The sequence below is a fragment of the Synechococcus sp. J7-Johnson genome (assembly GCF_024345795.1).
Classification (GTDB): domain Bacteria; phylum Cyanobacteriota; class Cyanobacteriia; order PCC-6307; family Cyanobiaceae; genus Regnicoccus_A.
This window is the reverse complement of record NZ_JAGQBU010000001.1, coordinates 60,821-84,908: the sequence shown is the minus strand read 5'-3', so window position 1 is coordinate 84,908 and position 24,088 is coordinate 60,821. Positions and strand designations below refer to the sequence as shown.

Below are 24,088 nucleotides of genomic sequence, written 5' to 3'. Positions count from 1 at the left end.
ACTCAGCGGTCCACCGAACCCATGATCACATCGATCGAGCCCAGGATTGCCATGATGTCGGCCACCTTGGCCCCGGTGAGGATGTGGGGGAGGATCTGCAGATTGTTGAAATCAGCGGCGCGGATCTTCCAGCGCCAGGGGGTCACATCGTCGTTGCCCATGATGAACACCCCAAGTTCACCCTTGCCTGATTCCACCCGGGCGTAGAGCTCACCGCCGGGAATCTTGAAGGTCGGCGCCACCTTCTTGGCTACATACTGATAATCGAAGCCGTACCACTCGCTCTTCTTGCCTTCGCTCATGCGGCGGGCTTCGAGGTTTTCGGTGGGACCGCCGGGAATGGCCTCGCAGGCTTGGCGCAGGATTTTCAGCGACTGGCGCATTTCTTCGATCCGCACCCGGTAGCGGGCATAGCAGTCACCTTCCTGCTCCGTGGCCACGTCCCAGTCGAAGTCTTCGTAACACTCGTACTTGTCAACTTTTCGCAGATCCCAGGGCACACCGGAGGCGCGCAGCATCGGACCCGACAGGCTCCAGTTGATCGCCATCTCCCGGCTGATCACTCCCAGTCCCTCGATGCGGCGTTTGAAGATCGGGTTATTGGTGATCAACTTCTCGTATTCGTCGATCTTCGGGCCGAAGTAATCGCAGAAGTCGAGGCATTTCTCCAGCCAGCCGTAGGGCAGATCAGCCGCCACGCCACCGATGCGGAAATAGTTGTTGTTGATCAGCCGCTGACCGGTGGCCGCTTCCCAGAGGTCGTAGATCATCTCCCGCTCTCGGAAGATATAGAAAAATGGTGTCTGGGCACCCACATCCGCGAGAAATGGGCCAAGCCAGAGCAGGTGGTTGGCGATGCGGTTCAGCTCCAGCATCAGCACCCGGATGTAGCTGGCGCGTTTCGGCACCTGGATGCTGGCCAGCTTCTCGGGGGCGTTGACCGTGATCGCCTCGTTGAACATCCCGGCCGCGTAGTCCCAGCGGCTCACGTAGGGCACGAACATCACGTTCGTGCGGTTCTCGGCGATCTTCTCCATGCCGCGGTGCAGGTAGCCGATCACCGGCTCACAATCCACCACGTCTTCACCATCGAGGGTCACCACCAGGCGCAGCACCCCGTGCATCGACGGGTGGTGCGGCCCGAAGTTGACCACCATCGGCTCCGTGCGCGTTTCCAGTTGCGTCATGGGCCCGTGGACTCGAAGGCGAACTCGGGGATCTTAGGAAGGAACCCATGCAGCAGACGTTCGACCACCAGCCGGTTCTCGCCGCCGCCGTGGTGGCTGGTTTTGCCGAGATTCAGGGCGAGGGAACCCTGCTCGATGCCACCGTGGGCGGCGGCGGCCACAGCGCCCTGTTGCTCGCCGCCCATCCCGGTCTGCGCCTGATCGGCCTGGATCAGGATCCCTCGGCCCTTGCGGCTGCAGCTGAGCGGCTGGCTCCCTTCGCCGATCGGGTTTGCCTGCTGCCATGCAACTTCGCCAACTACTCCCCGAGGGAGCCTCTGGTGGGAGTGCTGGCTGATCTTGGGGTTAGCAGTCCCCAGTTGGACCGGCCTGAGCGGGGGTTCAGCTTTCGGACGGATGGTCCCCTTGACATGCGCATGAACCCCGCCGGCGGTGAGACGGCCGCCGAGCTGATCGATCGGCTGGAGGAGACGGAACTGGCTGATCTCATCTATGCCTACGGCGAGGAGAGGCTGTCTCGGCGGATTGCGCGCCGCATCGTGGAAGCCCGGCCCTGGACCGGCTCCAGTCGCGGCACGGCGGCCCTGGCCTATCTCGTGGCCGGCTGTTATCCGCCAAAGGCCCGCCATGGCCGCATCCATGCCGCCACCCGCACCTTCCAGGCCCTCAGGCTGGCCGTGAACAACGAACTCGGGGCTCTCGAGAGCTTGCTTCAGGCTGCTCCCGCCTGGCTGGCGCCGGGTGGCCTGTTCGGGGTGATCAGCTTTCACTCCCTCGAAGACCGGCGGGTGAAGGAGGCGTTTCTGTGCGATGACCGCCTTGAGCGCCTGACCCGCAAGCCTGTGGTGGCCGTCGATGAAGAACTGGAGCGGAATCCCCGCAGCCGTTCGGCAAAGTTCAGGATGGCCCGGCGGCGTTTGACGGACTTCTCGCTGGAGGACCGCTGATGGATCGCGCTGACCTGTTCTGGTGGATCGCCTTCACCATCCAGCTGATGGCGATCCCTGGCACACTGCTGCCCGTGTTACCTGGCCTCGTCTTGCTGCCGTTGGGGGCGGCGGTCTGGGTCTGGGCCGAGGGCTGGGCCGGCACCTGGCCGGAGTTTCTGCTGGCTGCCCTGATCCTGCTGCTGGGCTGGGGAGCGGATGTGCTCGGCGTGACGCTCGGAGCAGCCAGACTGCAGGCCACCCGCTGGGCCTATCTCGGCGCTGGTCTGGGCTTGCTGGTGGGTCTGCTGGGACTGTTGCCGGCGCTGCCGGTGGGGGGACCGCTGCTCGGGGCCCTGCTCGGTCCTTTGCTGGGAGCATCGCTGGGTGAGCTGCTAACGGCCCCCACCTCGCTCGGCCCCCTGGGTCTGCTTCGCCTGCGCCGCTCCCTGCTGGTGGGGCTGGCCGTGGTCACCGGGATGCTCGTGAGCCGGGTGGCTCAGTTTCTTCTTGCCCTTCTCGGAGTGCTGGGTTTCGTGCTGCTCAGTCGGGTACTGCTGCCGGGTTGAGCAGGGTCGAAGCAGGCTTTGCCCAGCGGAGGTAACAGCGGCCGGCATGCAGCAGCACACCCAGGGAAAAGAGGGCTTCAGCAACCTCCTGGTCGCGGGTCACCAACACAGGGAAAGCCACGTCGTGCTTGATCAGCACCACCGGCACGTAGAGGAGGGCCGCAAACAGGAAGTAGCCCAGCAATGTGGAGTGCGGCAGAACCGCATCGGCCAGGGAGCGCGGGATCAGGCGTCCTTTTGCCTCCAGGGCACGACGCACACCCACCAGCAGGGTTGCCCCCACGCACACCGCCGCTGTGATGGTCCAGATCCGGTCCTGAATCAGCGCCAGGTTGTGGAGGTTCGTTTCTTTCTGGGCGTTGGCGGTGACGAACAGCTCAGGCGTTTCCCAGTTGAAGATGGTCTGCCCCCAGCTCATCTCCTCGAAGCCGATCAGCAGGCTGACAAAGCCCAGGGCGATGAAGAGCACACCGAGACCCAGCCGTCCCTTGGCCCTGTCCGTCAGCCATTCCCCTCTCCCAGTGAGCAGGAAGAGGGATCCGGCGGCAAGAAAGAACAGGAACGTCAGCCACTCCACCACGCTCCCTTCCGACACCAGAACCTTGTAGGCCTTCACGTCGCTGACTCCAAGCCTGTAAGTGGCAAACAAGGCCATGGCGCCGAAGGGAAACCAGCCCACCACGCGCTCAAGCTGCCTCTGCCCGTCGGGCGTGGCCGTCCCTTCCAGCAGCCCGCGGCCGAGTCGGCGCCAGCCGGCTGTGAGCAGCAGCAGGCCCAGCCCCGCCACCACGGCTTGCGCCAACGTCGGTCGACTGCCACCGATACCGGCGATCCTCCCGGCCGCCGAGAGCACCAGGGCCGTGCCCAAGGCTCCCAGCAGTCCGTCGATCGCACCGGCAAGGAAGCGCTCCCGCTGCCGCCGCTGCGTTGTTGTTCCCAGTGACTGCAGGGTCGGTACCTCTGCAGCCAGTGCGGCGGCACGGATCGAGATGGATCTCGGCAAGGCAAGCTTCCGCAGCGGACTGTGGTTGATTAAGGATCAACCATGATTCATTCAAGGTTGAGGAAAGATGGCCTTAAAGGCAAGGATCGTTCATCAGCCCCGCAGCTGCTTAAGGGCCTCCGCCACCACCAGCACGGCCTGATCGATCTCCGCAGCCGTGGTGGGGCGTCCGATCCCGAACCGGATTGAGGCCGCCGCTTCCGCCGGCGTCAGCCCCAGGGCGGCCAGCACGTGCGAGGGGCTGCCGCTGCTGCAGGCCGAGCCACCGCTCACAGCCAGCTGACGCCGCAGGGCCCGGTGCAGCTGGGTGCCATCCACCCCATCCACCTGAACATTGAGGTTGTGGGCCAGGCGGTGCTCCAGGCTGCCGTTCAGCCGCACCCCCCCCAGCGCCAGCAGACCCGCCAGCAGCCGATCCCGCAGCTCGCCCAGGCGCTGCTGTCGCGCCTCCCAGTCGTGGCTGGCCAGCTCTGCCGCCCGCTGCAGCCCCACGATCAGGGGAACCGGCAGAGTCCCCCCTCTCAAGCCGCCTTCCTGGCCGCCGCCATGCTGCTGGGGTGCCAGGACGATCCCCTCAGCGAGCACGAGGGCGCCGATGCCCTTGGGTCCGTAGATCTTGTGACCGCTGAGGCTGAACAGGTCGAGGCCCAGCTCACAGGGCCCCAGAGGGCGGTTCCCGAAGATCTGGGCTCCATCGCTGTGCAGGGCGATGCCCCGTTCGCTGCAGATTGCTCCGATGGCGGCGAGGGGTTGCAGCACGCCGATCTCGTTGTTGGCGGCCATCACGCTCACCAGCAGCGTGTCGTCGCGCAGGGCCTCGCTGAACCGGTTCAGGTCCACCAGGCCATCACGCTGCACCGGCAGCACGGTGAGCTCATAGCCGTGGCCGGCGAGGTAGCGCAGGGGCTCCAGCACCGCCCGGTGCTCCGTGGCCAGGGTGAGCAGGTGTCTGCCCCGCTGGCGCCGGGCTTCCACCAGCCCTTTGATCGCCAGGTTGTTGGCCTCCGTGGCCCCACTGGTGAACACCAGCTGCTCTGCGACCACACCCAGCTGCTGGGCCAGGCTGCAGCGGGCCAGATCCACCGCCGCTGCCGCCTCCAGGCCACAGCGGTGGGAGCGGCTGGAGGGGTTGGCGAACCGTTCGCTCCAATAGGGAGCCATCGCCGCCACCACGGCTGGATCACAGGGAGTGGTGGCCTGGTGGTCCAGATAGGTGGTGGCCATCCCTCCTTCCCATCCCCGGGGAACCGTTCCATGCTGGCAACTCAGCCGCCCCGAACCAGCCGATGGCTTCAACCTCGCGATTGCGGCTTCTGGCTTTTGCCCTGGTGGGTCTGGCCCCGGCGGCGCTGATCTCCATCCCCTCCGCCGGGGCCCAGAGCGTGTTCGTGCGTCCGGATCAGAACCGCCCCGCCGGACTGGCCCTGTTACTGGAGCGGGACATCGCCGACGGTAAACAGGCTCTGGGCGTGTTCGGCATCAGTGCCGATCCCGTCCAGCCCCAGGTCTGGCGGATCAAGGTGTGGGAGGAGCTCCCCAACGACGTCAAGGTCCGCTCTGAGACTGTCCAGTGCTCGCCCACATCGCCGCTGCGGGTCACCAACGACGGCCGCAACCTGATCCTGCGGGAACTCAACCCCGGCGGGGTGGTTACGCCGGCCAACCGCATCGATCATCTGGTCTGGTGGGCCACCTGCTTCCCCGAGCAGGCCGGCAAGGACCCCAACAGCCTGCGCAGCCTGGCCCGTGAGCGCGGCTACAGCGGCAACCGGGTGGAACGGGAGCAGGTGGTGCCTGCCGGCAACCTCTGACCGCCGCGCGGGCCTGGATAGATTCCTCTCAACGCCAGCCGGTTCATGAGCCAGATCGAGTCCACCAGCAAGCCGGAAGAGGAGAGCAGCGGCGAGGACACCCCGATCAGCCCACCGGCTCCGGCCCGGCTGTTGTTGGTCGACGATGAACCGGGCCTGCGCACCGCCGTTCAGGCCTACCTGGAGGATGAGGGTTTTGACGTCACCACCGCCAACGACGGCGAGGAGGGCTGGACGGCGGCGCAGGAGCTCATTCCCGACCTGGTGATCAGCGACGTGATGATGCCGCGCCTGGATGGTTACGGCCTGCTCAAGCGCCTGAGGGGTGACGAGCGCCTGGGGGGCACACCGGTGATCTTTCTCACCGCCAAGGGGATGACGGCCGACCGGATCGAGGGCTTCCAGGCCGGGGTCGACGACTACATCCCCAAGCCCTTCGACCCGGATGAGCTGGTGGCGCGGGTGCGCAATGTGGTGCGCCGTCAGGAGCGGCTGCTGGCCGAGGCGGCCCGCTATGCCGATGCGGACATCGGCCAGATGGCGCGGCAGATCACCGAGATCCGCTCCCTGCTGCAGCAGACGGGCTCCCACAAGAGCGCCACACCGGCCACCCATTCCTTCACCCCCCGCGAGGCGAGCGTGCTCCAGCTGGTGGCCGAGGGGCTGATGAACAAGGAGATTGCCCGCCGCCTGGAAACCTCGATCCGCAATGTCGAGAAGTACGTGAGCCGCCTTTTCACCAAGACCGGCACCACCAGCCGCACCGAACTGGTGCGCTACGCCCTTGAGAACGGCCTGGTTGACTGAGCCGCTGCCGCCGGGCTGGCTGCCGGCCCGGCTCAACCAGGGCTGGACCTACAGCGACCGGGTGAACCAGGCTCAGGCACCGGTTCTGATCAGTGCGTTCCTGGCTGATCGCTACCGCCATTCCGAGGCCTCCCTCTGGAGAGCGCGCCTGCAGGAGGGCGAAATCCTGCTGAATGGCCGTCGGCTCGATGGCGACGGGCTGCTCAGCACCGGCGATCGGCTCCAGTGGCAACGCCCCCCCTGGCGAGAGGAGGCCGTGCCGGCGAGCTGGCGGCTGATCCACGACGACGGTGATCTCTATGTGATCGACAAGCCCAGCGGCCTGCCCGTGCTCCCCGCCGGGGGCTTTCTGGAGCACACCGTGTTGCGCTTGCTGGAGCGATCCTTCCCTGGTCACGGGCCTGAAGGGGGCGAAGCGTTCCCGGCACTGCCGCGGCCTGTGCACCGGCTCGGGCGCCACACGTCGGGGCTGCTGGTCTGTGCCCGCCGGCCCCAGAGCCGTGCCTGGCTGAGCGCCAGGCTGCGCGAGAGCACCGCGGAGCTCCACCCCCAGGCCCGGCCTGATGTCCGCTCCGCTCCCCCTGCCGCTGCTTGCCGCAAGGTGTACCGGGCTCTGACCGTGCCGGCCCCGCTGCAGCTGGGCCTGGGTGAGTCCCTGGCGATCACCACCCCGATCGGCCTTCGCCCCCATGCCGGGCTTGGTCAGATCTGGGCCGCCGCTGCCGGGCCCGATGACCCTGGAGCCCTGCCCGCCTGGAGCGAATTGCGACTTCTGGAGCGCCGTTCCCAGGGGCACCTAGTGGAGGTGACGATCCGCACGGGTCGTCCGCATCAGATCCGCATCCATCTGGCCAGTGTGGGGATTCCTCTGCTGGGCGATCCCCTCTATGGACCGGGGGGGGAGCCCCTGCCCGGAGCCCTGCCGGGCGACGGCGGCTACCGGCTGCATGCCCACCGGCTGCGCCTGCCACTGCCGGCTGGGGCCTGGCTCGATCTGGAAGCCCCGGCGCCTGGGGAACTCTGCTGAGAGCTGCCTCAGCGGGGGTGTTGTCGCATCAGCCGTTGCACCTCCCCGGCGTGGTAGCTGCTGCGGGTGAGGGGGCTGCTCACCACCTGCAGGAAGCCCAGCTCTTCCTCACCGGTGGCTTTGAAGCCATCGAACTGTCCGGGGGTCACGAAGCGCTGCACCTGCAGATGCCTGGGTCCTGGCGAGAGGTACTGGCCGATGGTCACGATGTCGACCCAGTGGGCCCGCAGGTCCCCCAGCACCGCCACCACCTCGGCGTCGGTTTCCCCAAGCCCCACCATCAATCCCGATTTGGTGTAGGTGCGGGGCCAGCCATGGCGCACCCGCTGCAGCAACTCCAGCGAGCGGCCGTACATTCCCTGGGGTCGTACCTGCCGGTAGAGCCGCGGCACGGTTTCGATGTTGTGGTTCAGCACCTCGGGCGCCCCCTCCATCACGGCGGCGAGGGCCTGCCAGTTGCCGCAGAAATCGGGGATCAGCAGCTCGATGGTGGTGCCGGGTGAGCGGCGACGCACCTCGGCGATGCAGGCCACGAACTGGCTGGCGCCGCCGTCGTCGAGGTCGTCGCGGTTCACCGAGGTGATAACAACGTGTGAGAGGCCCATGCGGGCCACCGCTTCTCCCAGCCGCTCCGGTTCGGTGGGGTCGAGGGCCCTCACGCTCTTGTCGAAGTCGATGTCGCAGTAGGGGCAGGCCCGCGTGCAGCCCGGCCCCATGATCAGGAAGGTGGCGGTTCCACCGGCGAAGCACTCGCCGATGTTCGGACAGCTCGCCTCCTGACAGACGGTGTTCAGCTTCAGGTCCACCAGCAGATCGGCCACCGCACCGATCCGCTCCCGCTGGGGGGCCTTGACGCGTAACCAGTCGGGCTTGAGCAGGGCGTCGGGAGCCATCACTGCCTAATCCTGGAGACGCGAGTCTAGAAACCCAGCCGGGGGTGATCCCGTAAACTGCCAGCGGCGGGATGTGGCGCAGCTTGGTAGCGCACTTCGTTCGGGACGAAGGGGCCGCAGGTTCGAATCCTGTCATCCCGATCTCTGAGCTCCGGGCCCGATGGCCGCCCGGAGCCTTTCAGTTCAGTTCGGCGCCCGGGTAGCCCCTGGGTGTCACCATCACCCCGTCCTGGTGGCGAGAAGTGCTGTTGCCCACCAGCACCAGGCTGAGCATGTCCACCTGCTCCAGGGGCAACTCCCCGAGGGTATGCAGCTGCACACTCTCCTCTGCCCGGCCCAGTTGCCGTGCCAGCACCACCGGAGTGTCGGCGCTGCGCCCCTCGAGCAGCAACTCCCTGGCCTTGCCCAGCTGCCAGTCGCGGCCCAGGGATCGGGGGTTGTAAAGCGCCACCACGAAATCCCCGCTGGCGGCTGCCCGCAGCCGTTTCTCGATCGTCGGCCAGGGGGTGAGCCGGTCGCTCAGGCTGATCGTGCAGAAATCGTGCATCAGGGGGGCGCCGGCCCTGGCCGCGGCCACCTGCAGGGCGGAGAGGCCGGGATGGACCGAGAAGGCGGGCCTGGTCTGGGGGTCATGCTCCAGCCAGAGCTCCAGGGCCAGCCCGGCCATGCCGTAGATGCCACTGTCACCCGACGAAACCAGGGCCACACTCAGTCCGGCCTCGGCCAGCTCCAGGGCCAGCCGGCAGCGGTCGCGCTCCTGGGTGAGCTGGCCGTCGCGGCGTAGTTGGTCGGGGCGCCGCAGGGGCTCCAGCAGATCCAGGTAGAGGCCATAGCCCACCCAGACGGTGCTCTCGGCCAGGGCGAGGCGAGCTTCGGGGGTGAGCAGGTCGAGCTGTCCCGGGCCGCTGCCCACCAGATGGAGCTTCCCCCGCTGCGGGGCCCACTGCCCGGCGGTCAGGGCCACCGCCAGGGTGGCGGCTCCCCGCTCCCCGGGCTGGGCCCGCTCGATGCGCTTCTCCAGCAGCAGCTCCGACTGTGGGGATGCCGCGAGCAGGGCTGCCGCTTCAGCCACGCTTGCGGTTCCCATTTCCTTGAGCACCGCCTGCGATGGGCTGGGCACCTCCACCGCCGCCAAGGCCTCGGCACTGAACAGTCGCAGCGGCCACTGATGGCGCCGGGCCAGTTCCAGCAGGGCTGGCTCATCGCCTTTGCGGTCGATGCTCGCCAGCCCGGCGACTGCGTCCATGGCCAGTTGGGCGCCATCCAGGGCCTGCTCCAGCAAGCGCTCCAGCAGGCTGAGGCTGGTGTCACGCTCGCAGCCGAAGCCCAGCCAGAGGCTGGGTGGATGCCAGCGGCAGCCGGGGCCCAGGCGTGGGCTGATCAGCATCTGCTCAGGCGGGTTTTCTGCAGGGAGCTCAAGCAGCGTTGCGGCGGCATCCAGGCCCTGCCAGTCGGGGCAACCGCTCTCCTGCTGCACGGCGATCCGCTCGCCACGGGCCGCGGCTTTCATCAGGCCATCCCAGTCGCCCAGGCCCTTCCGCCAGCCCCAGGCCAGCCCGAAGCTGTCAAGGGCCAGGCTGCCGCTGCCACTACTCGCGCCCGTTAGCACCGCTTCGCCCCCCAGCAGGGCGGCCACCCGCTGGCTGAGCTGCTCTGCCCCAGCACCGTGCCCCCCCAGCAGGGGGATGGCGAAGCGCCCCTGGGGATCCACCACCACCACGGCCGGGTCGTGCTCCTTGCCCTGGAGCAGCGGGGCCACCAGCCTGGTCACCGCCCCGCAGGCTCCCACCACCACGAAGGCCGACGCCCCCTTCCAGTGTTGGCTGAGCAGCTCGGCGGCGCTGGCGCCGGGCTCCGCTCTGGCGCCGGGCTCCGCTCTGGCCTCCACCAGCCCGCCCTGATCCAGGCGCTCGAGCACGGGGGCACCGGCCCTGCTCAGGGCCAGCCCCCAGCAGATCAAATCACTCATCCCCCGAACCTGGCACGCAGCCGATCCAGCGGCGATGCCGACGTTTCAGGCAGCCTCACAGTCTTGGGCACTTTCTCCTCTGATGGCTCCCTCAAAGGAGCTGAGCCGGGCGCTTCGGGCGGGGTCCGCGGTTCCGTGGATTCGGGCGGTGCAAGCCACTCCGGTGGGTCAGGGGAGTCACCCGACTCCACAGGCTCCCCAGACTCGACAGGCTCAGGCATCGCTGGTACTGGCTCCATGGCGCTCCTGTCTTCACCTGCATCAGGGTCTGTCGCTGCCTCAGGTTCAGGCGCCGGCTCAGATGCAGCTGCCTCCTCCTCAAGCGGTTGCTCAGTGCTCGCGGTTGTCAATGACCTGGCGGCTTCGCTGCGGTCGGTGGCCATCCCCTCAGCCTGAAGGTCCCGCTCCGTGCTGGGTTTGTAGTCCTGCTCAGCGGCCTCGACGGGCTGCGGTGAAGGTGTGATCTCACCTGCGGGCTCGCTCGGCCGCTCGCCCAGCAGACGCTTCAGATCCTCGGCGGAGATGGATGCGGTCTGCCAGGCACGGGGGCCTTCGGGACGCATGACCAGATCCTGGACCAGGCTGTTGAAGGGTGGATTCAACGGTTCCCCCAGCCCGTCGAGCAGCTCCAGTTGCAGGGGGTTGCTGCCGGAGTGCAGCCCGGAGAGCCAGAGCGGCTCCTGGCGGTCCACCTGGAAACTGTCGCCATTGAGGGTCACCCGCAGCCGCCAGTTCGAACCGTCTCCGTCGAGTGGCTGGAGGGGCGCATCGATCAGCAGCCAGTCGATCAGCACGGGTTCGTGATGGATCAGATCGCTGGGGGTGCTGCTCACCAGCTGGGGGGTTCCCCGCAGAGGCTGGCTGATGGGGTTGGCGGCCAGGCCGTGAAGGCGGATCTGCATGGCGGCGCCGGGATCCTTGACTGCTTCACCCCAGGGCCTGGCCGCATAGACAGTCAGGCGGTGGCTGCCCGGGCTGAGCGGCGCCATGGCCACGCTCAGCCGGGTGTCCTTGCTGGTTGGCCCCATGGGGTCTTTGGGCCCCAGGCGCAGGGGTGCCTGGTCATCGAGCTGCACCACCAGGTGGGCGCCAAGGCCAAGGGAGCCGGCATCGGCCAAGGGCCAGTCTTCGAGCGACAGATCCAGCGACCAGGGGATCATGGGGAGCACGGCGTCGTCGGCTGGAGCCAGGATCTGCAGCCGGGGCTGATGCTCCGCCAGTCGTAGCCGCAAGGCCTGGCTGGCCTTGGGTGGAGGGATCTCCCGCAGGCGCCCGGACGTGGCCGGGTGGCTACTGGTGGCCGGCGGCTCCTGGGGCCTGGGCCGCAGGCTCCAGCCTCCGCTCAGCAGCACAGCCAGGCAGAGCAGCATCGCCCCCAGGCCCCGAAGCCCCGCTGCCAACATGCGCATCGCTCCTGATCGAAGTCGGCTCGCGGCCTTGGTGCCGGAACCCAGGCAACAGTTTGCCCAGAGTGCCTCGGGCCCGTAGAAAAATGATGCTGAATGTAGCCCCAGATCTGCTGGGAATTGGATAAAGAAAGCGCGCCATCGCGTCGCCGATGAGTGATAGGGAGCCTGGGTCAGAGCCCTGTTCCAGACAGGGGTGGTGGCGGATTGAACCTTTGTTACTGACCCCCCAAGGGGCCTGAAACTCGCCCTTATACTTCCGCCAGCGGTCCCCTCATCGGGGCCCCAGCTCCAGTGGTGGCAGCGGCTTTCGGTCTTTTCCGGAGCCACTCCGCACTGGTGCCCATGGTTCCAAGGGTCTCGATCCGCGGAACCGTGAGGCCCACCGGCCTGGCCTTTCGGCCCGGTCCGGAGGGGTGGACCTCCACCTCGACTCCGTCCCTCGAGGAACGTCTCGATGACCATCAGCCCACCAGAGCGTGGGAAAACGGCGAAGGCCATGGTCGACCGGAATCCTGTTCCCGTCGACTTCGATGTTCTCGGCAAGCCCGGGCACTTCGATCGCACCCTCGCCAAAGGTCCCAAAACCACCACCTGGGTTTGGAACCTCCACGCCAACGCTCACGATTTCGACAGCCACACGAGCGATCTCGAAGAGGTCTCCCGGAAGATCTTCAGCGCTCACTTCGGCCACTTGGCCGTCATCTTCATCTGGCTGAGCGGCGCCTTCTATCACGGTGCTCGCTTCTCCAACTACACCGGCTGGCTGGCCGACCCCCTGCACGTCAAACCGAGTGCTCAGGTGGTCTGGCCCATTTTCGGCCAGGAAATTCTCAACGCCGATGTGGGTGCCGGCTTCCACGGCATCCAGATCACCTCAGGCCTCTTCCATGTGTGGAGAGCCTGGGGTTTCACCAGTGAGTTCCAGCTGCTCTGCACGGCCATCGGTGCCCTGGTGATGGCTGGCCTGATGCTGAATGCCGGCGTCTTCCACTATCACAAGGCAGCTCCCAAGCTCGAGTGGTTCCAGAACGTTGAGTCCATGCTCAACCACCACCTTGCTGGCCTTCTGGGCCTGGGCTCCCTGTCCTGGACCGGGCACCTGCTGCACGTGTCCCTGCCGACCACGGCCTTGATGGATGCCATCGACGCCGGCAAGCCGCTGGTGCTCGATGGCAAGACCATCGCTTCTGTGGCGGATATCCCCCTGCCCCATGAATTCCTGAACCTGGATCTGCTGACCCAGCTGTACCCAGGATTCGGTGCGGGTCTCTCCGCTTTCTTCACCGGCAACTGGGCCGCCTACAGCGATTTCCTCACCTTCAAGGGTGGGCTGAATCCTGTCACCGGCAGCCTCTGGATGACCGACATCGCCCATCACCATCTGGCGATCGCGGTGCTGTTCATCGTGGCCGGCCACCAGTACCGCACCAACTGGGGCATCGGTCACAGCATCAAGGAAATTCTTGAAGGACAGAAGGGAGATCCCCTGCTGTTCCCGGCTCCGAAGGGTCACGATGGCCTGTTCGAGTTCATGACCACTTCCTGGCATGCCCAGTTGGCCGTGAACCTGGCGCTGCTCGGTTCGTTGACCATTATCGTGGCGCATCACATGTATGCGATGCCGCCCTATCCCTACATCGGGATCGATTACCCAACGCAGGTGTCGCTGTTCACCCACCACATGTGGATCGGAGGCTTCATCATCGTTGGCGCCGGTGCCCATGCGGCCATTGCGCTCATCCGCGATTACGACCCCGCCCTGCACGTGGACAACGTGCTGGATCGGGTGCTCAAAGCCCGTGATGCCCTGATCAGCCACCTCAACTGGGTGTGCATTTTTCTGGGCTTCCACAGCTTCGGGCTCTACATCCACAACGACACCATGCGTGCCCTGGGCCGTCCCCAGGACATGTTCAGCGACTCCGCCATTCAGTTGCAGCCCGTCTTCGCTCAGTGGATTCAGGGTCTGCACGCCGCTGCTGCCGGCACCACCGCTCCCAATGCCTTGGCCGGTGTCAGTGAGGTGTTCAATGGCGCCGTCGTCGCCGTTGGCGGCAAGGTCGCTGCCGGTCCGATCCCCCTCGGAACGGCCGACTTCATGGTCCACCACATTCACGCCTTCACGATCCACGTCACAGTGCTGATCCTGCTGAAGGGTGTCCTTTACAGCCGCAGCTCCAGGCTTGTCCCAGACAAGGCGAATCTGGGCTTCCGCTTCCCCTGCGACGGCCCCGGCCGTGGCGGTACCTGCCAGGTTTCGGCTTGGGACCACGTGTTCCTCGGCCTCTTCTGGATGTACAACTCCATCTCGATTGTGATCTTCCACTTCAGCTGGAAGATGCAGAGCGATGTGTGGGGAACCGTGAATGCGGACGGCAGCGTCCAGCACATCACGAATGGGAACTTTGCGCAGAGCGCCATCACCATCAATGGCTGGCTGCGTGATTTCCTCTGGGCTCAGGCCGCACAGGTGATCAACAGCTACGGCTCGTCCTCCAGTGCTTATGGCCTGATGTTCCTTGGTGCCCACTTCGTCTGGGCCTTCAGCCTGATGTTCCTGTTCAGCGGCCGCGGCTACTGGCAGGAGCTGATTGAGTCCATCGTCTGGGCTCACAACAAGCTGAAGGTAGCCCCGGCCATCCAGCCCCGTGCGCTGAGCATCACCCAGGGCCGTGCCGTAGGCGTTGCCCACTACCTCCTGGGCGGTATCGCCACCACCTGGGCCTTCTTCCTGTCCCGACTCATCGCGGTCGGCTGACCTCACACCTGACCTTTCCCAATGGCAACGAAATTTCCTTCGTTCAGCCAGGGTCTGGCACAGGACCCGACAACCCGCCGTATCTGGTACGGCATCGCCACGGCTCACGACTTCGAGAGCCACGACGGGATGACGGAGGAGAAGCTTTACCAAAAGCTCTTCTCCACCCATTTCGGTCACCTGGCGATCATCGGCCTCTGGGTTTCGGGCAACCTGTTCCATATCGCCTGGCAGGGCAACTTTGAGCAGTGGGTCGCCGATCCGCTGCATGTCCGTCCCATCGCACATGCGATCTGGGATCCCCACTTCGGCCAGGGGGCCATCACCGCCTTCACCCAGGCGGGAGCAACCTCCCCGGTGAACATCGCTTATTCCGGTCTCTACCACTGGTGGTACACGATCGGAATGAAAACCAACGCCGAGCTGTATCAGGGTTCCATCTTCATGATGATCCTGTCGGCCTGGGCGCTCTTCGCCGGCTGGCTCCACCTTCAGCCCAAGTTCCGGCCTTCACTGGCATGGTTCAAGAACGCTGAATCCCGCCTCAACCATCACCTCGCCGTCCTCTTCGGCTTCAGTTCAATCGCCTGGACCGGTCACCTGGTTCACGTGGCCATCCCTGAAGCCCGTGGCCAGCACGTTGGTTGGGACAACTTCCTGAATGTCCTGCCTCATCCCGCCGGTCTGGCTCCGTTCTTCACCGGCAACTGGGGCGTTTACGCCGAAAATCCCGACACCCTTAACCAGGTGTTCGGCACCTCCGAAGGTTCCGGTACAGCGATCCTCACCTTCCTGGGTGGCTTCCACCCCCAGACCGAGGCGCTCTGGCTCACCGACATCGCCCATCACCACCTGGCGATTGGCTGCATCTTCGTGATTGCCGGCCACATGTACCGCACCAACTTCGGGATCGGTCACTCGATCCGGGAGATCCTGGAGGCTCACAACCCCCCTAAGGGCACTCCTTTCGGAGGTGCGCTCGGTGCAGGCCACAAGGGTCTCTACGACACGATCAACAACTCCCTGCACTTCCAGCTGGGTCTGGCCCTGGCCAGCCTGGGAGTGATCACCAGCTTGGTTGCGCAGCACATGTATGCGCTGCCGTCCTACGCGTTCATCGCTAAGGACTACACAACACAAGCTGCGCTCTACACCCACCACCAGTACATCGCCATCTTCCTGATGTGCGGTGCCTTCGCTCACGGTGCAATCTTCTTCATCCGTGACTACGACCCCGAAGCCAACAAGAACAATGTTCTGGCTCGGATGCTTGAGCACAAAGAAGCGATCATCAGCCACCTGAGCTGGGTGTCTCTGTTCCTCGGATTCCACACCCTTGGCCTCTACGTCCACAACGATGTGGTCGTGGCCTTTGGTACTCCCGAAAAGCAGATCCTGATTGAGCCTGTCTTTGCCCAGTTCGTGCAAGCGGCGAGTGGTAAGGCCATCTATGGCTTCGATGTGCTGCTCTCCAACCCGACGAGTGCCGCCAGCCTGGCTTCAGCCAACATCCCTGGCGATCACTTCTGGCTGGATGCCATCAATGGCAACACCGATGTGTTCCTGCAGATCGGCCCTGGTGACTTCCTTGTTCACCACGCCATTGCCCTCGGACTGCACACCACCACCTTGATCCTGGTGAAGGGTGCCCTGGATGCCCGGGGTTCCAAGCTGATGCCCGACAAAAAGGACTTCGGCTACTCCTTCCCCTGTGATGGCCCCGGACGTGGTGGCACTTGTGACATCTCGGCCTGGGATGCCTTCTACCTGTCCGTGTTCTGGGCCCTGAACACCGTTGGTTGGGTCACCTTCTACTGGCACTGGAAGCACCTCGCCATCTGGCAGGGCAACGTGGCCCAGTTCAATGAATCCAGCACCTATCTGATGGGCTGGTTCCGCGACTACCTCTGGCTGAACAGCTCCCAGCTGATCAACGGTTACAACCCGTTTGGCTCGAACAACCTTGCCGTCTGGGCCTGGATGTTCCTGTTCGGTCACCTGGTTTGGGCTACCGGTTTCATGTTCCTCATCTCCTGGCGCGGTTATTGGCAGGAGCTGATTGAAACCATCGTCTGGGCTCACCAGCGCACCCCGCTTGCCAACCTGGTTGGCTGGCGCGACAAGCCTGTGGCTCTGTCGATCGTTCAGGCCCGTGTAGTCGGTCTGGCTCACTTCACAGTGGGATACATCCTCACTTACGGCGCCTTCCTGATCGCCTCCACTTCAGGCAAGTTCGGCTGATCAAAGCGATCAGTCACCCCGAGGGACGCACCTCCAACAACCAACCCTCGGGGACTATCTCCGAGGGTTTTTTCATGACCTTTTTGCCTGGGGCCACCAGCGACGGCCTTCCAGCAGTTTCACCTCCAGGTACACCACCGGCACCACGAACAGCGTCAGCCCGGTTGATACCAACAACCCGAAGAACACCACCGTGCCGATGCTGATCCGGCTGGCTGCCCCCGCTCCGGTGGCCAGCAGTAGCGGCAGGAATCCGGCCAGGGACGAGAGGGCTGTGAGCAGAATCGGGCGAAGGCGGCTGATGGCAGCCTCTTCAACGGCCTCCCGTAAGCCCAGCCCTTCCTTCAGGCGCTGGTTGGCGAACTCAACGATCAGGATGCCGTTTTTGGCGGCCAGGCTCACCAGTACGAGCATTCCCACCTGGGCATAGATATCGAGAAAGAGCCCGCGGCCAGCCAGGCCCAGCAGGGCGCCCAACAGGGCCATGGGCACCGTGATCAAGATGATCAGCGGATCGAGAAAGCTCTCGTAGAGGCCGGCCAGCACCAGGAAAACAGCCGCCATCCCCAGAACGAACAGTTGCCAGGTGCGCCCTCCCGCCTGACGCTCCTCCTTGGCCAGCCCCACCCATTCCAGAGCGATCACGGGATTGTCCAGTTCTTGCTTCACCTCCTCCAGCCGTTGGATCGCCTTGCCTGTGCTCAGTCCCGCTTTGGGCAGGGCCTGGATGGTGATCGAGCGTGCCAGGCGGCTGTGGTTTATCACCGACGGCCCGCTGTCCTGCTCCAAGGTCATCAGCTCGCGGAGGGGAACCAGGTTTCCTTCCCGGCTGCGAACCTGAAGTGAAAGCACATCTGCGGCTTTGCGCCGGTAGGCCCCATCCAGTTGCACGATCACCCGCCTGACCCGCTCGCCTTCGAAGGTGTCGTTGACATAGCTGCTGCCGAAGCTGGCACCGAGGGTGGTCACCACCGTGTCGAGGTCCACCCCCAGTGACGCCATGCGCAGCCGGTCGGGCTTCAGGCGCAGTTGCGGTGAATCGGCACTGAAGCGCGTGCCCACCCGCTCAAAGTCCCCCGTGGCATTGGCGGCGGCGATGAATTCGCGGGTGGACTGCTCGAATTCGCTCAGGCTGAGTCGTCCGCCGCTGAGATCGAGAAGCTCCAGTTCCAGTCCCCCCTCACTGCTGAAGCCCCTCACGACCGGTGGAACGCTGACCTGCACGGAGGCCTCGCTGATGGAGCTGCGCAGCCGTTTGGAGAGTCGTTCGGCAACAGCTTCACTGCTGTCCTCAGGCCGGGAGCCGCGCTCCTGCAGCGGCAGCAGGCGCAAAAAGAAGATGCCCCGGTTCGGGGCACTGTCGCCAAAGGAGCGGCCTGCGTAGAAGTTGCCGACCCGCACCAGGGGCTCGCTCGCCACCTGCTTCCGGACCTGCTCCATCACCGCTTCGGTGCGCTGGATCGAGGCCCCCCCAGGCAATGCCACCACGCCGCGAATCTGACTGTCGTCTTCCTGGGGAATGAAGGCTGTGGGCAGTTGCCCCAGGCCCCAGCCCGCCAGGATCAGACTGCCCAGCAAGCCAAGCAGGATGCGCCGCCGCCAGCGAAAACTGCGATCCAGGGCACGGCCGTAGTGCTCTCCGAGCCGGTGGATCCAGCGCTGGGGTCGATCCAGCAGCCGGCGCATCCAGAGTGGTTCCGTCCAGCCATGCTGCAGCAGCCAGCTGGAGGCCACCGGCGTGAAGGTGAGCGCATTGATGGTGGAGAACAGGATCGTGGCGCTGATCGTGATCGCGATCGGCTGGTAAAGGCGGCCCACACTGCCAGGCATCGCCAGCACCGGCAGAAACACGACCACCAGGACCAGGGAGGTGGCGATCACGGCACTGCCCAGCTCCTGCATGGCGTTTCGGGCGGCTTGCCAGGGCGGTTCTCCGGCCTGGAGCCGGCGTCCGATGTCTTCGCTGACCACGATGGCGTCATCCACCACCAGACCTGTGGCCAGCACCATGCCGAACAGGCTGAGGGTGTTGATTGAGCTGCCGGTGAGACGCAGGACCGTGAAGCTGCCCACCAGGGCCACGGGCACAGCTACAGCGGTGATGGCCGCCAGGCGACTGTTGCCAAGCGCAAGCAGCAGCACCAGCAGCACCAGCAGCACCGCGTCACGCAGGCTGCTCCATGTGAGCTCGATGCTCTCGCGCACGCTGTCGGCCACATCGACGATGCGCTGCAGCTCCACCCCAGGCGGGAAATCGGGCTCCAGGCGGCTCAGCGCTGCGTTGACAGCCTCGCTCACCTCGAGGGCGTTGCTGCCGTCGCGCTGGAAAATCTGCACCGCCAGGGTGGGTTCGCCGGCCAGGTTCATGGCGGTGCTCTCGAAACTTTCCACATCGAGCACAACCCGCCCCACGTCCTTGAGCTGCACCACGCCGCCATTGCTGGCCCGGCTCACCACCAGGCTCTCCAGTTCGGCGGGGGTGCGCAGCCGCCCCTCCATTTCGAGGGGCAGGGTGATCTCCTGACCCCCTGGGCTGGGAGCGTCTCCCACCTGGCCCAGGGCAGCGAGGACGTTCTGCTCCTCAAGCGCGTTTTCGATGTCAGTGATGGTGAGGTTGCGCTGCTCAAGGGCCACAGGATCCAGCCAGACCCGGAACGCCAGTTCACTGCCGCCGGCGATGGCCACGTTGCCGACCCCGGGCACCCGCTGCAGTTCATCCCTGAGGCGCTGGTCAAGCCAGCCGCTGAGGAAGGCGTCGCTGTACATCCCCTTCGGGGTGCTGAAGCTGATCACCATCAGCAGGTCGTCGGAGCTGCGGCGCACCTGCACGCCCAGACGGGCCACTTCCGGCGGCAGTCGGCGGTTCACCAGAACGGCTTCGTTCTGGGCATTGATCTGGTTGAGCTCGGGATTTCCCCCCTCAAAGGTGAGGGTGATCGAGCTGCCGTTGGCGGAACTGGTGGAGCGGATGCTCTCCAGCCGCTCAAGACCATTCAGCTGCCGCTCCAGCGGAGTGGTCACCCCCTGCTCAACGGCCAGGGCCCCACCCCCGGGATAGGTGGCGCGAACGTTCACCCGCACCGGCGCGATCGGGGGCAGGTTCTCCACCTGCAGGCCAGGCAGGCTCAGCAGGCCGGCCATCACGATCAGCAGGCTCACCACCAGGGTGAGCACAGGCCGACGCAGGAATGGATCGGAGACTGACATTGAAACGGCTGATCAGGGCACGCTGGAAGAGTCTGCCCGTCCTGCCACTGCCGTTGAGCCTCCTGCCTCGATCAGCGGGGGATCCCCTGCCATGAAAAAGCCCCGCGTTAGCGGGGCCTGGTGCAACGCTGAAGTTGCTAATACCGGATTCTGAGATCAGCTCGGTGCGGTGTGCGGCTCAGCCGGCGCTCCAGCCGCCGCCGACTAGGTCGACGAGGGGTGAAACCAGCGCCGTGCTGGCCAGGAACCAGGCGAACGCGGCACCACCGCAGCCACCCAGCCAGAAACCGCTGGCGAATTCGGCCCAGCCGGCCTTGGTGAACAGATCAGCGGGCGGGTTGTCGATCGTGGCGTCGGGGGGCTGCACGCTCGGGCCGGTGCCGGCGGTGCCATAGATCGACAGGCAGATCGTGAGGATCGTCACCAGGCCGATCGTGGCCAGCAGGCCAGCGGTGGTGGCGTACTCGGTGTTACGCAGGGGGCCGGTGAGGGCGAACGGTCCGTAGAGGAAGAACCCGTGGGCCATTCCCACTTCCAGGCCGCGGCGGTTGGGGGACAGTGCCGGGCGATAGGCGGGCAAAGCGTTCAGGAACGCTTTGGTGAAGTAGCTGCTGTTGATGGGGGTGGCGAGATTGCCGACGGTGGGGTCGGCCACGGGATGCACGGTCATGGGCGGGCTCGTGGTGGGAACGAAAGGCAGAAGAACGGGCGAGGGGCTCAGTCGCGCGCTTCGATCACGTTGAACAGCAGGGCCATGGCCACGGCAGGGCCGAGGATCCCCACCACGGGGACCAACAACGCGGGCAGCCAGGCGGCGGCAAATTCTCCAGTCATGGCGCGGGCCAATACAGCAACCGCCGATACTGTAAAGATCACTCCTGGGCAGGCCTTGTCGCCCTGCCTTTGCGAAATAAAAATTCAATCCGATGCAGCAGGCTCTCCCCGCCGCCGCGGCTCTTCTGCTGATGGTCTGGCTTGTGCGGAGCCGCAGGCTGCCCCTGCTCTGGGGCGATGACGGCAGTGCCGTGGCCGCCCTCAACAGGGCGCAGCTAGAGCGGGTCGTGACCCCGGCCACTTCATCTGCCGCTTCATCAGGCTCCACTGCGCTGGCGATCACCGCTCCTTCTGCGCTCGAGCCGCGGGAGCCATTGCCGGAAGCCCTGGCCTCAGTGGCGCCCGGCACGCGCCTGGATCCTCGCTGGCGCCGGCAGGTCCTCGCCGAGCTTCGAGCAGCTGCCACAGGCAGCGAAGGCGAGCGTCTGGCGGCCGTGGCCGCCTGCCTGGTCTGGGGCGATCGGGCCAGCTTGGCGCTGCTGAAGCGGGCTCGCTTCGATCCCGACCCCTGCGTGGCAGCCCTGGCCGCCGAGGGGATTGCGGCGTTCCGCGGTCGGACGGCCGTTCAGGACTGCCGCACTCAGCCCGCCAGGCTGCCGCGCAATGTGGCGCGTACCCGGTAGATCGGCCGGCCCTGGCTTTCGTGGTAGGTGCGCATCTGCAGCTCCGCCAGCAGCCCGAAGCAGAACAGCTGGATGCCGGCCATGATCGCCAGGACTGCCGCCATCAGCAGCGGCCGGTCGCCCACATCGGCGTTTAGAAAAACCTTCTCGCCGATCAGCACGAGCCCCAGCACCAGGCCGATCGCCAGGCAGGCCAGGCCACCGAAACCAAACACATGCATCGGCCGGGTCAGAAAGCGCTTCATGAACCAGACCGTGAGCAGATCCATCAGCACCCGGAAGGTGCGATCAATGCCGTATTTGCTCTGACCAAAGCGGCGGGCGTGATGGTTCACCTTCACCTCTGTGATGCGGGCCCCTTCGATGAAGGCGAGCGCCGGCAGGAAGCGGTGCAGTTCGCCGTAGAGGTTCATGTCCGCCACCACTTCGCGGCGGTAGGCCTTGAGCGAGCAGCCGTAGTCGTGCAGGCGCACCCCGGTGACCCTGGCGATCAGACGGTTGGCGATCTTGGAGGGCAGCAGGCGCTGCAGGGCAGCATCCTGGCGCTGGTGGCGCCAGCCGCTCACCAGGTCATAGCCCTGCTCAAGCCGGTCCAGCAGCAGGGGGATGTCGGCGGGATCGTTCTGAAGATCGCCATCGAGGGTGACGATCACGGCGCCGTGGCTGGCATCAAAGCCAGCGGCCATGGCGGCGGTCTGGCCGTAGTTGCGACGCAGCAGCACCGCCACCAGCTCAGGGGTCGCTGCGGCGAGCTCCTCAAGCCGGCTCGCGGTCCCGTCGCTGGAGCCGTCGTCGACCAGAACCAGCTCGAAGCTGCGGCCCAGGGGCCTGAGGCTGGCGAGAACCTTCTCAACCAGTGGGCCGAGGCTTTCCTCCTCGTTGAACAGAGGGATCACGACCGAGAGCTCTGGGCCGTGCGACGCGGTCATGGCGGCTGGGCTTTGTCGAGTTGCAACCTACGGGAGTCCCAGGTCAGGCCAGGGTGCTGCCGTCATGGCATCGCACCACCCGTCCGGCTCCGCGCAGTTCACTGCGGTAATGGCACGAAACGGGGTGATCGGCTTCGGGGCTGAGCTGGTCGATGCCGAGGCCATCCCGTCCGTGCTCCTTGCCTGAACTGTGCAGATAGTGCCCCGCGCCCAGATACAGCCCCACATGGCTGCAGCGCTGGGGACGGCCGAAGAAGATCAGATCCCCTGGCTGCAGCAGCGCGAAGACTCCCGGCCGCACGGCCACCGGCTGACAGAAGCGCTCCTGCTGGTAGGCATCGCGGGGGATCCAGATCCCGGCGCTGGCAAAGGCGCTCTGAACGAAGCCAGAACAGTCGAAGTCGGGGCCGAGGCTGCCGCCCCAGAGGTACCGGTTGGGCTGCTCCAGGGCCCGCTCGGCGAAGGTCAGCACCTCCGGCAGGCGAGCGGCGATGCTGCTCGGCTCCAGGGGGAGCACCCTGCGGGGCTGGGCGGGGATGGCCCGCTCAAGTAGCTGGCTGATCTCCAGCCAGCAGGGGTAGCCATCCTCCAGTAGTCGGACCCGCAGCCGGGTTCCCTCGCGCTGGCCGAGCAGCTGAAGCATGCGGCCACTGCGGGCCTGGGTGGCCAGCCCGGGCCCGCTGGAGCGGGCGTGACCGTCGATGTCGGCGCTCAGACGCCAGCAGCGGCCTGCCCCCAGCCCATCGGCGTTCACCCCGGTTCCTAGGCTCTCCATGGCAGACAGCGGTACCGATGGCGTTCTACAGCCCCGATGCGGCGATGGGAGCGATTCTCGAGGACCACATCCATTCCCTGGAGCTCCAGGGCCGCCCCGGTCTGGCCTCCCAGGTCTCGATCACCTGGTTGCGCTATCAGCGCAGCCTGATCGGCGCGGCTGAGGCCAGTGAGTCGTTGAGGCCCTGGCTGGAGCCAGTGGCGGGTGCCGCCTGGGCCGGCTCCACGGCCCGCTATCCGGCCAGTGTGGTCAAGCTCTTCTACCTGGCGGCCACCGAAGCCTGGCTCCAGCGCCAGCTGCTCGAAGACTGCCCCGAGTTGCGCAGGGCGATGGCCGACATGATCCGCGACTCAAGCAACGATGCCACCGCCGTGCTGGTGGATTGGCTCACAGGCACCACCAGCGGCCCCGACCTGCCGGAGCGGCCGCTGCGGGCCTGGATCGAGGCCCGCCAGCTGGTGAACCAGTGGTACGCCGCTCAGGGCTGGCCCGAATTCGAGGGCTGCAACGTCTGCCAGAAAACCTGGGGGGATGGCCCTTACGGACGTGAGCGGCAGTTCTACGGGCCGGAGCTGGAAAACCGTAACCGGCTCAGCACCGATGCCACGGCCCGGCTCCTGCACGTGATCATGGCCGGCGCCATGGTATCTCCCCCCGCCTGCACCCGGATGCGGGAGCTACTGAGCCGTTCTCTCGACTCTGAGCTGAGGGCGGCGGATCCGGAGAACCAGGTCGATGGTTTCATCGGCGCGGGGCTGCCAGCTTCTGCCCGGCTGTGGAGCAAGGCCGGCTGGATGAGCCAGGCCCGCCATGACGCTGCCTATGTGGAGATCGAGGGACGGGCTCCCTTCCTGCTCGTGATCTTCAGCGAAGGGGCAGAGCGGGCCGCCGATGAAAAGCTCCTTCCAGAGCTGAGCCGGCTGCTCAGCGAGGCTTGTTCAACGAGCTGACCACCATGGGCCTGAAAGCCTCACCTGAATGTGCCGTAGCGAAGATGCTGCTGGCGCCAGGGTCTTGGAACGGAGAGGGAGGGATTCGAACCCTCGACAGAAGTTGCCTCCTGTAACTCCTTAGCAGGGAGCCGCTTTCAACCACTCAGCCACCTCTCCAGGGGCCGAAT

Annotated in this window: 20 protein-coding genes and 2 tRNA genes; 10 read left to right on the top strand and 12 right to left on the bottom strand. The window is 65.8% G+C overall.

Features of this window, described 5'->3' with window-relative positions:
* Window positions 1-2: 2 nt before the first annotated feature.
* Entirely contained in the window at window positions 3-1,187 is a 1,185-nt protein-coding gene (locus KBY93_RS00500) for an NAD(P)H-quinone oxidoreductase subunit H (RefSeq protein WP_255092251.1), read from the bottom strand.
* Window positions 1,188-1,234: 47 nt separating this feature from the next.
* Here KBY93_RS00500 and rsmH point away from each other — a divergent pair, with 47 nt between their 5' ends.
* Together rsmH and KBY93_RS00490 are read left to right on the top strand one after the other, a co-directional pair.
* Window positions 1,235-2,134 (top strand): 16S rRNA (cytosine(1402)-N(4))-methyltransferase RsmH, encoded by a 900-nt coding sequence (gene rsmH / locus KBY93_RS00495; protein ID WP_255092250.1) that lies wholly within the window; start codon window positions 1,235-1,237, stop codon window positions 2,132-2,134.
* Window positions 2,134-2,682, top strand: a complete 549-nt coding sequence (locus KBY93_RS00490; RefSeq protein ID WP_255092249.1) for a DUF456 family protein — start codon at window positions 2,134-2,136, stop codon at window positions 2,680-2,682. The genes rsmH and KBY93_RS00490 overlap by 1 nt, the downstream gene beginning before the upstream one ends.
* Here the strand turns inward: KBY93_RS00490 and KBY93_RS00485 are convergent.
* Both KBY93_RS00485 and KBY93_RS00480 read right to left on the bottom strand, forming a co-directional pair.
* Window positions 2,657-3,685, bottom strand: a complete 1,029-nt coding sequence (locus tag KBY93_RS00485; protein ID WP_255092248.1) for a hypothetical protein — start codon at window positions 3,683-3,685, stop codon at window positions 2,657-2,659. The two genes, KBY93_RS00490 and KBY93_RS00485, sit on opposite strands and share 26 nt — an antisense overlap.
* Window positions 3,686-3,778: 93 nt before the next feature.
* Window positions 3,779-4,909 (bottom strand): cysteine desulfurase family protein, encoded by a 1,131-nt coding sequence (locus tag KBY93_RS00480; RefSeq protein WP_255092247.1) that lies wholly within the window; start codon window positions 4,907-4,909, stop codon window positions 3,779-3,781.
* Between the two features lie 62 nt (window positions 4,910-4,971).
* Here KBY93_RS00480 and KBY93_RS00475 point away from each other — a divergent pair, with 62 nt between their 5' ends.
* From KBY93_RS00475 to KBY93_RS00465, 3 genes are read left to right on the top strand one after another with little or no spacing between them, the layout of a single operon-like run.
* Window positions 4,972-5,496 (top strand): hypothetical protein, encoded by a 525-nt coding sequence (locus KBY93_RS00475; RefSeq protein WP_255092246.1) that lies wholly within the window; start codon window positions 4,972-4,974, stop codon window positions 5,494-5,496.
* A gap of 45 nt (window positions 5,497-5,541) precedes the next feature.
* On the top strand, window positions 5,542-6,303 hold the full coding sequence (locus tag KBY93_RS00470) for a response regulator transcription factor (RefSeq protein WP_255092245.1): 762 nt from the start codon (window positions 5,542-5,544) through the stop codon (window positions 6,301-6,303).
* Window positions 6,296-7,330: a pseudouridine synthase gene (locus tag KBY93_RS00465; RefSeq protein ID WP_255092244.1), complete on the top strand. Its 1,035-nt coding sequence runs from the start codon at window positions 6,296-6,298 to the stop codon at window positions 7,328-7,330. The genes KBY93_RS00470 and KBY93_RS00465 overlap by 8 nt, the downstream gene beginning before the upstream one ends.
* A gap of 8 nt (window positions 7,331-7,338) precedes the next feature.
* Here KBY93_RS00465 and lipA read toward each other — a convergent pair whose 3' ends face one another.
* The gene (gene lipA, locus KBY93_RS00460) at window positions 7,339-8,208 is read right to left on the bottom strand and encodes a lipoyl synthase (protein WP_255092414.1); all 870 of its coding nucleotides are present in this window, start codon (window positions 8,206-8,208) and stop codon (window positions 7,339-7,341) included.
* An 82-nt stretch (window positions 8,209-8,290) separates the two neighbouring features.
* Between lipA and KBY93_RS00455 the strand changes: the two genes are divergently transcribed.
* Window positions 8,291-8,364 (top strand) — tRNA-Pro (locus tag KBY93_RS00455).
* A gap of 37 nt (window positions 8,365-8,401) precedes the next feature.
* Here the strand turns inward: KBY93_RS00455 and cobJ are convergent.
* Both cobJ and KBY93_RS00445 read right to left on the bottom strand, forming a co-directional pair.
* On the bottom strand, window positions 8,402-10,192 hold the full coding sequence (gene cobJ, locus KBY93_RS00450) for a precorrin-3B C(17)-methyltransferase (RefSeq protein ID WP_255092243.1): 1,791 nt from the start codon (window positions 10,190-10,192) through the stop codon (window positions 8,402-8,404).
* Complete coding sequence (locus KBY93_RS00445; protein ID WP_255092242.1) at window positions 10,189-11,601, bottom strand: hypothetical protein; 1,413 nt, start codon at window positions 11,599-11,601, stop codon at window positions 10,189-10,191. Before KBY93_RS00445 ends, cobJ begins: the two co-directional genes overlap by 4 nt.
* Before the next feature lie 454 nt (window positions 11,602-12,055).
* Between KBY93_RS00445 and psaA the strand changes: the two genes are divergently transcribed.
* Both psaA and psaB read left to right on the top strand, forming a co-directional pair.
* The gene (psaA, locus tag KBY93_RS00440; RefSeq protein ID WP_094555130.1) at window positions 12,056-14,359 is read left to right on the top strand and encodes a photosystem I core protein PsaA; all 2,304 of its coding nucleotides are present in this window, start codon (window positions 12,056-12,058) and stop codon (window positions 14,357-14,359) included.
* Between the two features lie 21 nt (window positions 14,360-14,380).
* A complete protein-coding gene (gene psaB, locus KBY93_RS00435; protein WP_255092241.1) occupies window positions 14,381-16,600 on the top strand; it encodes a photosystem I core protein PsaB in 2,220 nt (739 codons plus the stop codon).
* A gap of 72 nt (window positions 16,601-16,672) precedes the next feature.
* Here the strand turns inward: psaB and KBY93_RS00430 are convergent, their stop codons facing one another.
* The 3 genes from KBY93_RS00430 to KBY93_RS00420 all read right to left on the bottom strand — a co-directional run bounded on the left by KBY93_RS00430 (window position 16,673) and on the right by KBY93_RS00420 (window position 20,641).
* Window positions 16,673-19,807: an efflux RND transporter permease subunit gene (locus KBY93_RS00430; protein ID WP_255092240.1), complete on the bottom strand. Its 3,135-nt coding sequence runs from the start codon at window positions 19,805-19,807 to the stop codon at window positions 16,673-16,675.
* Window positions 19,808-19,985: 178 nt separating this feature from the next.
* Window positions 19,986-20,477 (bottom strand): photosystem I reaction center subunit XI, encoded by a 492-nt coding sequence (locus KBY93_RS00425; RefSeq protein ID WP_094555127.1) that lies wholly within the window; start codon window positions 20,475-20,477, stop codon window positions 19,986-19,988.
* 47 nt (window positions 20,478-20,524) lie between these two features.
* A complete protein-coding gene (locus KBY93_RS00420; RefSeq protein ID WP_094555195.1) occupies window positions 20,525-20,641 on the bottom strand; it encodes a photosystem I reaction center subunit VIII in 117 nt (38 codons plus the stop codon).
* Between the two features lie 92 nt (window positions 20,642-20,733).
* Here KBY93_RS00420 and KBY93_RS00415 point away from each other — a divergent pair, with 92 nt between their 5' ends.
* Complete coding sequence (locus KBY93_RS00415) at window positions 20,734-21,264, top strand: HEAT repeat domain-containing protein (protein ID WP_255092239.1); 531 nt, start codon at window positions 20,734-20,736, stop codon at window positions 21,262-21,264.
* Here KBY93_RS00415 and KBY93_RS00410 read toward each other — a convergent pair.
* The gene (locus KBY93_RS00410; RefSeq protein WP_255092238.1) at window positions 21,222-22,193 is read right to left on the bottom strand and encodes a glycosyltransferase family 2 protein; all 972 of its coding nucleotides are present in this window, start codon (window positions 22,191-22,193) and stop codon (window positions 21,222-21,224) included. The genes KBY93_RS00415 and KBY93_RS00410 overlap by 43 nt on opposite strands.
* 43 nt (window positions 22,194-22,236) lie before the next feature.
* On the bottom strand, window positions 22,237-22,968 hold the full coding sequence (locus tag KBY93_RS00405; protein WP_255092237.1) for a C40 family peptidase: 732 nt from the start codon (window positions 22,966-22,968) through the stop codon (window positions 22,237-22,239).
* Window positions 22,969-22,985: 17 nt separating this feature from the next.
* Here KBY93_RS00405 and KBY93_RS00400 point away from each other — a divergent pair, with 17 nt between their 5' ends.
* Entirely contained in the window at window positions 22,986-23,918 is a 933-nt protein-coding gene (locus KBY93_RS00400; protein WP_255092236.1) for a serine hydrolase, read from the top strand.
* 70 nt (window positions 23,919-23,988) lie between these two features.
* Here the strand turns inward: KBY93_RS00400 and KBY93_RS00395 are convergent.
* A tRNA-Ser gene (locus KBY93_RS00395) sits at window positions 23,989-24,077 on the bottom strand.
* Between the last annotated feature and the right edge of the window lie 11 nt (window positions 24,078-24,088).